The organism is Dysgonomonas sp. GY617 (genome assembly GCF_015233815.1).
Classification (GTDB): Bacteria; Bacteroidota; Bacteroidia; order Bacteroidales; family Dysgonomonadaceae; genus Dysgonomonas_A.
This window is the reverse complement of the sequence record NZ_JADCLR010000001.1, coordinates 593,367-606,324: the sequence shown is the minus strand read 5'-3', so window position 1 is coordinate 606,324 and position 12,958 is coordinate 593,367. Positions and strand designations below refer to the sequence as shown.

Genomic DNA, 12,958 nt, shown 5'->3' with positions numbered 1-12,958 from the left:
CGTAAAAGCCGCAGACCTATTTGTTACTTCACCAAGTATAATAATTACTGCTACTTAAAATAGATTCTGATTTTGACCAATTAATATTTACTATTCAGCAAATATCGTAAGTTATTAAAGTAGCATAAATAGTGCCAAACATACTCCTAGAGTCATATTTAAAACATTTACTCTACATTATTTATTATATAGACAAATATAGGACAAAGTTTCCCTTGTCCTACATCTATTTATATATTATTTCACTCGTTTACAAGTCTAACAAGTTCTAGACACTTGTTGGGTTATACCTGCCAAAGTAAAAGATAGCTCTATGACTTTTTATTTCTTTTCAGGAATATTTTTCAAAACGTCAAGCAACAATCTCCACCATTTATCTACCGATGGTATATATATTTGTTCGGCTGGCGAATGGGCATCTGTAATAGTTGGTCCACAGGAAACCATATCCAAATGAGGATATTTTTGCAAGAACAATCCACACTCTAAACCTGCATGAATAGCTTTTACCTCAGGCTCTTTACCAAATAGTTTCTTAAATGATTGCTCAGCCACTTTTAATATTGCAGAATTAGGATTTGGTTTCCAGCCCGGATACCCTTCTCCATGCTCTACCTTTGCTCCTGCCAATGTAAAGGCAGCATTTACCATATTGGCAGCATAGTTTTTCAACGATTCGGTAGAACTGCGTTGACTTGTACCAATAACAATAGTATTGCCTTCTTTCATTTTCACAGAAGCTAAATTAGTAGAAGCTTCCACTAAGCCGGGTACATCGTGGCTCATTGCCAGCACACCATGAGGGCATACGCAAATAGCATTCAATAACCCGTAAGTTGTTTTTTCGTCTATGATAAACTCAGGCTCATCAGTTGTTCCGATTAAAATCTGGACATTAGGATCCACCGCTTTCAACTCTTCCTCTATTTCAGCAATAAATATATTTAATAAGGTAACCACCCTGTCTTTATCGCCCACAGGAATACCAACCACAGCCGATGCTTCACGAGCAATAGCATTATGTAAGTTACCTCCTTCTATCGAAGCTAAACGCACTTCCATTTTACGAGAGATAGTCCATAAGAAACGATTTAGTATTTTATTGGCATTACCCAATCCTTTTTGGATTTCTGCTCCCGAGTGTCCTCCATTCAAACCTTTTACTTCCAGTTTAAACCAGAACTGGTTCATCGGAGTTTCGTCCTGCTCATATTTAAAAGTGGCAGTTGTACCCTTACCTCCTGCACAACCAATATAAAGTTGTCCTTCTTCTTCGGTATCCAGATTGATAAGAATATCTCCAGTCAGAAAATCCTGTCCCAAAGCATACGCTCCGGTAAGCCCTGTTTCTTCATCCACCGTAAATAAACATTCCAATTTACCATGCTCTATATTATCCGAAGCCAATATAGCCAATGCAGCAGCTACCCCCACGCCATTATCAGCTCCCAATGTAGTACCTTTTGCTTTCAACCAATCGCCATCTACATATGTTTCAATAGGATCGTTATCAAAATCGTGTACTGTACCACTATTTTTTTCACATACCATATCAACGTGCCCTTGAAGAATAACTGTTGGCAAATTTTCTTTACCTTTAGTTGCAGCCTTTGTAATAAGTACATTACCAGCCTCATCCTTTTTTACTTCAAGATTGTGTTTTTTTGCAAAGTCGAGTAAATATGCTATTACCTTTTCTTCTTTTTTCGAAGGTCTGGGAACTTGTGTTAATTCATAAAAATACTTCCACACAATATGTGGCTCCAAATCGTTTATTGTCATAATATATCGTTTATTAATTTTTTATCGGAAACCCGTTTTTTCTTATTATAAAAGTAAAGATATATAGAGGCATACACAAACTTTTTCACATCTTTTATACTTAGTCCGAATACCATCTCCAACTATTACGCCTATCTTTGTCTCGAAAACCGAAAATAGGGTTCTCAATAACAGTATTTTTAGCCTTATTTTTATTTATTACCGAATAAATGCGGAAAATTTAAAATTTGGTTCTATTTTTGCGAAATAATTGATAAACAAATACTCGTAACAATATATTTTAGTCATCAACATTAAGTTATTTATATGAAAAATCTTTCTCTTGTGATAAATGGTATTTTAGCGGTTGCTATTATCATACTTTTTATCCTGTTCTTTAAGACGAAATCGACCACAGAGAATACACCATCTCTAAAATTCGAAAATGACACAACTGCGACTTTACCTATTGCATATGTCAATATTGACAGCGTTTTAACTAACTATCAATATGCAAAAGAAGCAAGCGATGCACTTATGAAAAAGACTGAGACATCGAGAGCTTCTATCAATCAAAAACAAAAACAATTGGTCAGCGAACAACAAGAATTTCAACGTAAATATCAAAATAATGCATTTCTAAGCCAAGAGCGTGCCGAGCAAGAAGCTACACGTATACAAAAACTTGGTGCTGAATTGGAGCAAACTGCTTCTCGTTTGGATAATGAGTTGACTATGGAACAAATAAGAGTGAACAATCAATTGGCTGATTCGGTTAGACTTTGTATCAAAGAGTTCAACAAGACTGCTAATTATCACATCATATTTAGCAACTCTGGACTTGACAATGTTCTTTATGCAAAAGAAAAATATAACATTACAGACAAAGTTATAGAGCTGTTGAATGCTAGACATGCAGCATCTCCTAAGAAATAAGAATTACACATTACTGAATATAAAAAGAGGAGTACATGAAATTGTATTCCTCTTTTCTATTTTATATAATCGAACAGACATCTAAGTTCTGTTCAGTTATTTATCAGCTATTTAAATAAGCTCTCTCGCAAGCTCTATTCTAAATGTAGTACCTACACCAATTTCAGAACTCTTTACGTATATCTTACCTTTGTGGTAATCCTCAATGATTCGTTTAGCGAGAGACAAGCCCAAACCCCACCCTCTTTCTTTGGTTGTAAAACCGGGAGAGAATATACCTTTAAACATAGCTTTGGGCAACCCCTTTCCCGAATCGGTAATATCAATACAAACCAATCCGTTTCTCTGAGACAGCTTAAATACAATATGCCCTTGTCCTTCCATAGCATCTACTGCATTCTTAGTCAGATTCTCAATTACCCAACTAAATAATGAAGTACTAATCTTAGCATACAAAGGGTCGTGAGGAATATCAAATTCAAACTTAACCTTCTTCGATATACGTTTTTCCAAGTAAGCAACCGATTGCTTCATCTCCTCTCCCACTTCGCGAGTTTCGGGAGCAGGTGTAGATCCAATTTTAGAGAATCGATCCGCAACAACCTGCAATCGCATCACATCCTTCTCCATCTCGTTCAAGGTTGATATATCCGATGTTTTACTCTTGAGATATTCTACCCAAGCTAGCATGGATGATATGGGAGTACCCAACTGATGAGCAGTTTCTTTTGATAATCCCACCCACAATTTATTCTGCTCGGCATTCTTTGTACTCAACAAGGCAAGGAATGAAACACAAATAAAGAAAGTCATCACCCCAATCTGAATAAAAGGATAATATTGTAAACGTTTCAATGTAGAAGAGTCTCCATAATAAACATATTGCTTAAAATTAGGAGATTCGATAACAATAGGACTATTCGATTTCTTGAAATAATCTACCTGTTCCGTCAAATACTTGAGACTATCATTTACAGGTACATCCACATTTGCAGTCATCAAAACATTATCATCCTCATCACACAAGATAACGGGGATAGTCTTATTACTGGACAATATTTTCAGAGTAAGATCCAATTCATCAATGCCATTATTACTGGCTACCAATTGAAGAGCCTCTGCCCATAGCTCCATCTTTTGCCTTTCGTCTTTCGCCATATCTCCAGCCATTTGGTTAGATATTATAAGGAAACTAATGGCAATAGATATCGCGATAGCTATGAAAATATATTTAGCTAATACTTTTTTGTCAAAAGATCTCATTTTCTTAAATTAAGTCAATTTTGAGATAGGAAAGGTACATAATCTTTATTAGATACTAAAATTAGACCAGAAAAGAGCCACAATATCATAATTTTGTTAAAGTATGCTATATAAAATCAAATTGATTGGATTTTATATCAGGATCGCGTATCTTTGAACTGTGTTTTTTCATGGTATTAGATTTTAAGGTTAACAATGAAGATTGGTTGTCGGGATGACAACCTTTTTCTTTTTTAGTCATACAAGCCAGTCACTTTTTTCTTTCCCTTACTCTTCGATACCCTCATACCTTTATTTTCTTCTTGCATCATAAAAATTATCAAGTAAGTATATCATCCTAATAAAGAAACCATGCTTTAGTAACACCCTCCTATCTTTAGGACGACAATTAGTAGCATTTACAAACAACTATACACCAAAGATCACTGTCACAACACCCTCAAAGACTCTGATAAATAAAGATTTAAGCAGAACTATTTCTTAAGTAACTTGTTTAATACTTGTCACAAAACACAGAAGTATTTTACAAATCAAGATTACGTTATGAAAAAGTTAATTATTTCGGGTATTATGGTAGCTACTCTTTTTATTTCAGCTAATACTGCATTCGCACAAGAAGTGAATAAACAAGAAGTAAAAAAAGAGAAGAAAGCGGAAGATAAGGAGACTAGAAAAGACAGCAAAAAAGGGAAAAAGGGTAAGAGAGAACGAAATTCTGAAAATTCAGAAGGAAAATCGGAGCGTGGAGAACGAGGTTCTAGAAACAGAGAAAACAGATCGGAACGTACCACTCAAAACAGCGACAGTATATCTTCCGAACGTACAGGACGTAAATCGAAGGGTAGTAAAAACAAATCGGAACGTAAAGAACGTGGCTCTCAAAATAAAGAAACAAAAACCGAAAATGAATAATCTTTTTATATTTAAGTTTCCGCATAAAAAGGTTTGAAACACAAAAGCTGATAGATAGGATTATTTATCAGCTTCATTTTTTTACTTACAGCCACACATCAATAAAACCAATACGATATAGACAGATTCTTTTTTTATCTTAAAAATTTCTTCTCGTTCTAATTAATATTACTAATTTTGTAAACAATCTAAAATTACTAACTTTTTTATAAGAAATCATGAATATTTCGCACATCGAACATCTTGGTATTGCTGTAAAAAGTATTGAAGACAGTCTTCCTTACTACGAAGGCGTTTTAGGCTTAAAATGCTACAACATAGAAGTTGTAGAAGATCAAAAAGTAAAAACTGCTTTCTTCAAAGTCGGTCAGACTAAAATAGAACTACTTGAGCCTACAAGCCCAGACAGTACTATCGCAAAATTCATCGAGAAAAAAGGAGAAGGTATCCACCACATTGCGTTTTCAGTAGACAGCGTAGCTGCATCATTGGCTGAAGCAGAAAGTAAAGGTGTACAATTGATAGACAAAGCTCCTCGTGCAGGTGCAGAAGGTCTTAACATTGCATTCCTTCACCCAAAATCTACTTGTAGTGTATTAACAGAGTTCTGCGAACACCCAAGCAAATAAGATATACATTAAAAGAGACTTTACGATGTAAGGTCTTTTTTGCATTATCCTATATAAGGTAATGCAAAAAATAATGTAACATTTTAAGCTATAAGTGGCTGTTGCAGTTATGCTTGCAATACGCAAAAAAGGTCTTTGACCTTACAGAAATAAGTATTTAATTTAAGAATCAAAATATAAAAACATGAGCCAACTTGAAAGAGTAAAAGAGCTTATTGCACTTCGTGAAAAAGCACGCCTAGGTGGTGGTGAAAAAAGAATCGAAGCTCAACACGCAAAAGGAAAATATACTGCTCGCGAACGTATCGCTATCGTACTTGACGAAGGTAGTTTCGAAGAGTTTGATATGTTTGTAGAACACCGTTGTACAAACTTTGGAATGGAGAAAAACAAATTCCTAGGTGATGGTGTAGTAACCGGATGTGGAACAATTGACGGACGTCTTGTTTATATCTTTGCACAAGACTTTACTGTTATAGCAGGATCGTTGTCTGAAACATTGGCAATGAAAATCTGTAAAGTAATGGATATGGCAATGAAAGTAGGTGCGCCTTGTATTGGTATCAACGATTCGGGTGGTGCTCGTATTCAAGAAGGTATCAATGCATTAGCAGGTTATGCTGAGATTTTCCAACGCAATATTCTATCATCTGGAGTAATTCCTCAAATATCAGGAATTTTCGGACCATGTGCCGGAGGTGCTGTATATTCTCCAGCTCTTACCGACTTCAATATCATGACAGAAGGGACTTCTTATATGTTCCTTACAGGACCTAAAGTTGTAAAAACTGTTACTGGTGAAGACGTTACTCAAGAAGAACTAGGTGGTGCAAGCGTACACACAACAAAATCGGGTGTTGCTCACTTCTCAGTAGAAAACGAAGATGATGGTCTATCATTGATCCGTCACCTGATGAGTTTCCTTCCTTCAAATAATAGAGAAGAAGCTCCTCGCAAAGAATGTAACGATCCAATCGCAAGAATGGACGACTTGTTGAACGATATTATCCCTGACAATCCGAACAAAGCATACGATATGTATGAAGTAATCGGTTCGTTAATCGATAATGGCGAATTCCTAGAAGTACACGCAGCATATGCTAAAAACATAATTATCGGTTTTGCTCGTTTCAACGGACAATCGGTAGGTATCGTAGCCAACCAACCTAAATATATGGCTGGTGTGCTTGATATCAATGCATCTCGTAAAGCAGCACGTTTCGTACGTTTCTGTGATGCTTTCAATATTCCTATTGTAACTTTAGTTGACGTACCTGGATTCCTTCCCGGAACTGCACAAGAATATGGCGGTGTAATTGTACATGGAGCTAAACTTCTTTATGCTTACGGCGAAGCTACTGTACCTAAAGTAACAGTTACCCTACGTAAATCTTACGGAGGTTCTCATATCGTAATGAGTTGTAAACAACTTCGTGGCGATATCAACTACGCATGGCCAAGTGCAGAAATTGCAGTTATGGGTGCTGATGGTGCTGTTGAAGTATTGTATGCAAAAGAAATTAAAGCTGATCCAGATCCTGCAAAACAAGCTGAAGCTTATGCAGAGAAAAAAGATGAGTATAACAAATTGTTCTGTAATCCTTACAATGCAGCTCGTTATGGTTATATCGATGATGTAATTGAGCCTCGTAACACACGTTTCCGTGTTATTCGTGCATTGGAGCAATTGAGAACTAAACATCAGGTAAATCCAGCTAAAAAGCACGATAATTTACCTCTATAATTTTCAACTGTAATACATAGAAATTATGAGTGATAAAAATATACCCACAGATGTATTAGCTGTTATAGCTATGGCTATATATGATTTTCAACATCAACATGATGTTGAGAGTAATGTTTTGACCATTAAGCATGAATCTCAAGATCATCTTCCTTGGGTTGACAGAAGCGCTACAATGCTTCAAATGCCAATAAGAAAATAAAAATTAGAGAAATTTATCATGAAACAATTCATATATAGAATTAACGGTCAAGACTATATAGTTGCCGTAAATAAATTAGAAAACTCTATTGCCCAAGTTGCAGTAAACGGAAGCAATTACGAGGTAGAATTAGTAAGTAATGAGGAGGAAGTTACACTAGTATCTCGTCCGGTTGCAAAAACAGTTGCTGCACCTGCTCCTCAAAGAACAGCTACTGTATCGGCACCAACAAGTGCACCTGCTAAAAGCGGTGCTGGAGCTGTAAAATCGCCACTACCCGGTATTATCGTTGCAATCAACGTTAATGTAGGTGACGAGGTGAAAAAAGGTCAAACAGTTGCCGTACTTGAAGCTATGAAGATGGAAAATACCATCGCTGCGCCTCAAGCAGGTAAAGTGACTTCTATCAGCGTTAATCCAGGTGATTCAGTTTTAGAAGGTGTAGTTATCTTAACTGTAGAATAATACACGTTACAAACGTATAATTTAAAAGCCCCGTCTCTGAAAATTTTCAGAGACGGGGCTTTATTTTTTAGTATAAGCAAAATTACTTATTACATCTCCGATATAGTCAAAGTATTATACGCTCCATCGGTAGTTGTTTGTATCTCCCCCACCATACCGTTATATACCGAAAAATAACATTTATCACCAGCTTGAAGATATAAGAATGCTTTGTTCACAAACGTCATATTAACTGGTGCACCGGCAGAATTGTTGGGTGCTGCAAATGCACTCTTTACGTTTGAAGCTGTAGTACTTGAAACTCCTAAATTTAGCTCAATACGCAAAGTAGCTGAAGTTGTTACAATATTCTCAGCCATACCCGTACATGACACTGAATACACTCCTTTACGGGGAGCGGTGAATGTTTGGGCATCAAAACTATTTGTAGCATCTTTCTCTACAGTCCAATCTCCCCATCTTTGACTAGCTCCTGAACCTATCGTCAGTGCTTTTGTATTCTTAGCTATCACATATGCTCTCGCTGGTAGAGCTGTTAACTTTACCCAGACACTCCCGTCAGAATATTCGATACCATTGTTATACCTTATAGCTCCGGCACCAGCTGCAGTGGCAGTCATAGTTGTTGTACCTAAACCCAATTCACCATTAGAAAAAGTTCCTCTTAGATCGACTTTAACTACAGGACTGGTTCTCCCCATCCCTAAACACCCACTATCTAGTAATCTGCTTAACTCGACATTAGCCGAATTCCGAGATAAAATAACGGGCGTTGTAGCTGACACCGATTTTACTTCCAGAGTAGCGACTGGCGATTCAGTATTAATCCCAATTTGAGCGATGATCCCCAAAGGGATAAAGAAAAGTATATATAGAATAATTATTTTGTTCATTTCTGTAAGATGCTTTATTGTATAACAATGGATATATTATTAAAATATTGATCTGATACGGGATTTCCAGGTGTGTCTCCGTAAATGCGCAAGTGTTTATCAGTTCCCGTATTGTGAAATACTTGAGGATATAGCGTATCTCCTTCATTCAGAAAAAGTGTTCCACTACAAATCATAGGCACCATAAAATTTCCCGCCAATGGAAAAGAATTAGTACATTTTATAGTTTTACCATTGCTGGCTATCCATTGCCCTTCGATATAACTACCTGCCTTTACTGTAGTAATAGCTGTATGTACACTGAATGTAGCTGTATATAGTCCTGTCTTAGGAGCAGTAAATACCCCCGTTGCGGCATCAAATGTTTTAGCTAAATCATATTTTACATCCCAGTTACCAAGCTGAGTAGTGGTATTATTGGGGCATATCATCATATTATTAGAGTTAGCAGCAATCACACAATCCCTAACCATATCAGCCTCAAGTATCAGCCATTGAGTACCATCCGAATAATGTAACTCTTTGGTATCAGTTACATACTTTATCGCTCCCCCTTCTGCTACCGATGCCGTAAGGTTGGTATTACCGATGCCTATAATGTTATTGCTACCCGCACTGCCTCTCAGATCAAGACGTACAGAGGGGCTTGTTGTTCCGAGTCCCAGATAACCATTATTAAGCAATGTCAAAAGATTTACATTGCTGGAATTGCTAATTCTCATATTTTCAGTGAGATTACTGTCTCCTAGCGAGAATATATCAAGTGCAGCAGTTGGAGTATTGGTATTTATCCCTACGCTTTGTGCGCTAACCTCTGTTACATAGAGAGATAATAAAACAGTAGTAAGTGTTAGATAGTTGTATATTTTCTTTTTCATATCTTATTAATATCATAGATTGATCCATTTGCAAATGAGAGCAATGGTAGAGGTTTGATACCTTAATTTTCTAAAATGCTTAAGTTACAATATCCGGCTTTGAGATTTTTGGCTATTCCCATATTATGAGAAATAACAGGCTTGAGGGTTTGTCCTGCCAATAACTGAAAGCTTCCCGAACACAATACAGAGGTCTGGAAAGTGGCAGCGTCATAATATGTGGATTGGCATTTAACGGTTGCCGTGGGCGACACCAATTCCATTTGCATATAGCTATAAGAGCCTACCGCACCGTTATCGAATGTAGCAATAACAGATATAGTATAAGTACCGCTACGTGGTGCTGTAAATATCCCGGTAGATGCATTAAATGTACCGAGCAAGTCTTCTTGTTTACGCCAATTCATAACCGTTGTAGAAGCATTGTTAGGAAAAGACTGACTTGTGTTGACAATATCGGCTACAACATATGTACGGATTACAGAAGCACTTAATTTGTTCCAACCGCTTCCATCAGATAAATACAGAGCCTGAGGACCTGCATCGTACTTTAATGCACCAGCTTTGGCTGCCGATGCCGCCTGAGCACTGTTACCTATACCAATGATTGCATTATTAGCGCCATTTCGTAAATCGAGCCGAATGTTAGGGCTTGCAACCCCCAACCCAAGATAGCCTTGATCTCGTAACGAAAGTATCTCAGTATTGGATACATTTCTGACCGAAAGAGCCTGCGTTGAAGCAGTATTTCCTTTGGAAACTATTTCCAAGGTAGCTTGTGGATTTTTGGTGTTTATACCTACTTGAGCTTGAAGTAAGCCAAAGGAGAAAATGGCTATTAACAATAAAGTTATCCTGTTCATTATCTTCCAATTATTTATATAGTTAGTTGTTTTACGCACATAAAAAAGCAGTAACATGTAATCGCTACACACTACTGCCGGACATAGTTTTGCCACAGATAAGTTTACTAATCGTACGAGTTTGAACGACAACAAAAAAAACAAATCTTCTGCACGATAAATCTTATCGACAAAACTAAAATTATATTTATTGGGGAAATATTTGTATCTGAAAGCAACATGTGTAATATTTACACAAAATAAAAAAAGACGGAACAATCCGCCTAAGATATTTTTATTACCAGCGTAGTTGCTAGTTAATCTCTCTCTCTCTCTCTCTCTCTCTCTCTCTCTCTCTCTCTCTCTCTCTCTCTAATATTTCAACAGACATAGCCAAACCTAAACAGTTAAAATTTAGACCCTTAAGAATAGATATGTTTGTTAATTTACTCACCATTATAAGCGTAAAGAGTTATTATACAGATGCAAATATAGAAATACTTTTAATATCAATCAACCACATTTCAAATTTTTAATTAAATAAATGAAAATAAAAAAATTATCAAACCCACTATTTATATCTAAATAAATAAACCTAAAGCCTCCTTTCGATGGGCATGGCGAACTCTATCTAAAGTAAAAATTCCCCTAAACTAATTGAAAGGGGAATTTCTCTGATATGTATAATAATACATTTAATTTTAATATGCTCCTTTACATCTCAGCAATAGTAAGAACATTTAAAGAAGCATCTGTAGATAAGACAGGATTCACGGCTGATGTTATATAAACCCCTGCTTGAAGCTGCTGACCTGCTGTAAGATAAAACAATCCTTTACAGGTATTAGTCAGATTAATAGACGTTACTGTACTCAAATAAGGCACAACTGTTTTTAAAGAAATAGAACCTCCTGTTAAAGTAAGTTCGTACTGAGCTCCGCTCGACATAGAATTAGGCTGAAAGACAGCAGTTACCGAAGCACTATAAACCCCATTACGAGGAGCTACAAAAAAACCGGTAACAGCATCAAAACTCCCTGTTTTATCATAGCTCTTTGTCCATTTAGTAAGACGACTACTTGCTACACCATTTACAGTAGTAAGTGCTTGCCCCGAAGAGTTACGCGCAATTACCATTGCCCTATCAGGATTGGCTTGCAGAGTTAACCAAGTCTCACCATCAGAATACTGCAAAGTCTTAGATGTCTCCTCATATCTTATGGCTCCCGCTCCAGCATTGGCTGCTGTAAGAGTAGTATAACCTATACCGATAGCATTTTCTTTCGATAGATTATCGGCTCTCAGATCGAGCTTCACCAATGGATTAGATGCTCCTACACCGATATAACCATCATTTCGGATTTGCATCGTTTCGTAATTATCCGAATTACTGGTTACAAAAGCTTTACCCGTAGAAACCGATGTTGAAGACAAAACTTCGAGTACAGCATCGGGGGTTTCTGTATTGATACCTATCTGAGCTTGGATGGTCAAAAAGGGTAAAAGAAATAATATTGAACTGATATAATAATTTTTCATAGAAAACTAAGCTTTAATTAAACGAAAGAATCATTGTGCAAAAATGGATAATTGATTAAAACCAGTATCCGAATTAGGAGATGATGGTGAATAACCATACACTCTCATAGATTTAGTCCCTCCCAGATTGTGCCATACCTCAGGCCATAGAGTATCTCCTGCCGCAAGCTGAATGGTTCCCGAGCAGGTAATCCCACCTTGTCCCATACCAGTATCAGGATAAGCTTGAATACATCTCACCGTACGCCCATTACTTGCAACCCATCTGCCCTCAACATATTTATTAGCTTGTATTGCAATAGCTCTGTTGAAAGACAGGGTAAAAGACACCACATATAGTCCATCAACAGGAGCTTTATAGACAGAATTAGAAGTATTAAAAGCTCCGTGACTATCGTATGACGGCACAAAACCAGTCAAACGAGTTGTAGCATTACTAGGGTAAGAGCCTGCAACATAATTATTAGGAGCTACGACACAAGGTCTTAAGGCTGACGATTGTAAACGAAACCATTGAGTACCATCCGAATAGTGTATCTCTTTCGTTCCAGACATATATCGTATAGCTCCCCCGCCTACCGACGAGGCTGTATTAGTAGTTGTGCCAATAGCCACAATAGGGTTTGCTCCCCCGCCCCGCAAATCTAATCTTACAGATGGTGCAACCTGTCCTACTCCCAACCTACCATTGTCCAACATGGTAAGAATCTCAGTACCACTAGAGTTTACAACTCGTAAAGTTTTCTGAGCTGCTGTATTCCCCTTGCCTTTTACTTCAAAGGTTGCTCTGGGAGAGACTGTATTAATACCAACACCCTGAGACCATATATTTGAGGGTATCACTGCAATACAAAAAAGCAATGCAACAATCTTATTCAATCTTTTAGTTTTCAT

At 37.0% G+C, this 12,958-nt stretch carries 13 protein-coding genes; 6 read left to right on the top strand and 7 right to left on the bottom strand.

The features are described from left to right. Window positions 1–321 precede the first annotated feature (321 nt). On the bottom strand, window positions 322–1,782 hold the full coding sequence (locus IR022_RS02580; protein WP_194202486.1) for an aminoacyl-histidine dipeptidase: 1,461 nt from the start codon (window positions 1,780–1,782) through the stop codon (window positions 322–324). A gap of 306 nt (window positions 1,783–2,088) precedes the next feature. Here IR022_RS02580 and IR022_RS02575 point away from each other — a divergent pair, with 306 nt between their 5' ends. Next, window positions 2,089–2,697 (top strand): OmpH family outer membrane protein, encoded by a 609-nt coding sequence (locus IR022_RS02575; RefSeq protein ID WP_050708200.1) that lies wholly within the window; start codon window positions 2,089–2,091, stop codon window positions 2,695–2,697. A gap of 111 nt (window positions 2,698–2,808) precedes the next feature. Here IR022_RS02575 and IR022_RS02570 read toward each other — a convergent pair whose 3' ends face one another. Beyond that, the gene (locus tag IR022_RS02570; RefSeq protein ID WP_194202485.1) at window positions 2,809–3,960 is read right to left on the bottom strand and encodes a sensor histidine kinase; all 1,152 of its coding nucleotides are present in this window, start codon (window positions 3,958–3,960) and stop codon (window positions 2,809–2,811) included. A gap of 543 nt (window positions 3,961–4,503) precedes the next feature. Here IR022_RS02570 and IR022_RS02565 point away from each other — a divergent pair. The 5 genes from IR022_RS02565 to IR022_RS02545 all read left to right on the top strand — a co-directional run bounded on the left by IR022_RS02565 (window position 4,504) and on the right by IR022_RS02545 (window position 7,912). Then, window positions 4,504–4,872, top strand: coding sequence for a hypothetical protein (locus tag IR022_RS02565; protein WP_194202484.1), 369 nt, complete (start codon window positions 4,504–4,506; stop codon window positions 4,870–4,872). A 218-nt stretch (window positions 4,873–5,090) separates the two neighbouring features. Continuing rightward, the gene (gene mce, locus IR022_RS02560) at window positions 5,091–5,501 is read left to right on the top strand and encodes a methylmalonyl-CoA epimerase (RefSeq protein ID WP_110308908.1); all 411 of its coding nucleotides are present in this window, start codon (window positions 5,091–5,093) and stop codon (window positions 5,499–5,501) included. Between the two features lie 184 nt (window positions 5,502–5,685). Next, window positions 5,686–7,245, top strand: a complete 1,560-nt coding sequence (locus IR022_RS02555; protein ID WP_050708204.1) for an acyl-CoA carboxylase subunit beta — start codon at window positions 5,686–5,688, stop codon at window positions 7,243–7,245. A 25-nt stretch (window positions 7,246–7,270) separates the two neighbouring features. Beyond that, window positions 7,271–7,447 (top strand): hypothetical protein, encoded by a 177-nt coding sequence (locus IR022_RS02550; protein ID WP_185099929.1) that lies wholly within the window; start codon window positions 7,271–7,273, stop codon window positions 7,445–7,447. A gap of 18 nt (window positions 7,448–7,465) precedes the next feature. Further along, window positions 7,466–7,912, top strand: coding sequence for a biotin/lipoyl-containing protein (locus IR022_RS02545; RefSeq protein WP_194202483.1), 447 nt, complete (start codon window positions 7,466–7,468; stop codon window positions 7,910–7,912). An 89-nt stretch (window positions 7,913–8,001) separates the two neighbouring features. On the opposite strand, the gene IR022_RS02540 is transcribed toward IR022_RS02545, so the two are convergent. The 5 genes from IR022_RS02540 to IR022_RS02520 all read right to left on the bottom strand — a co-directional run bounded on the left by IR022_RS02540 (window position 8,002) and on the right by IR022_RS02520 (window position 12,958). Further along, window positions 8,002–8,805, bottom strand: coding sequence for a hypothetical protein (locus IR022_RS02540; protein WP_194202482.1), 804 nt, complete (start codon window positions 8,803–8,805; stop codon window positions 8,002–8,004). A 14-nt stretch (window positions 8,806–8,819) separates the two neighbouring features. Next, window positions 8,820–9,683 (bottom strand): hypothetical protein, encoded by an 864-nt coding sequence (locus tag IR022_RS02535; RefSeq protein WP_194202481.1) that lies wholly within the window; start codon window positions 9,681–9,683, stop codon window positions 8,820–8,822. Window positions 9,684–9,745: 62 nt separating this feature from the next. Continuing rightward, a complete protein-coding gene (locus IR022_RS02530) occupies window positions 9,746–10,642 on the bottom strand; it encodes a hypothetical protein (protein ID WP_194202480.1) in 897 nt (298 codons plus the stop codon). A 597-nt stretch (window positions 10,643–11,239) separates the two neighbouring features. Continuing rightward, a complete protein-coding gene (locus tag IR022_RS02525; RefSeq protein WP_050708842.1) occupies window positions 11,240–12,064 on the bottom strand; it encodes a hypothetical protein in 825 nt (274 codons plus the stop codon). Between the two features lie 30 nt (window positions 12,065–12,094). Continuing rightward, complete coding sequence (locus tag IR022_RS02520; RefSeq protein WP_194202479.1) at window positions 12,095–12,958, bottom strand: hypothetical protein; 864 nt, start codon at window positions 12,956–12,958, stop codon at window positions 12,095–12,097.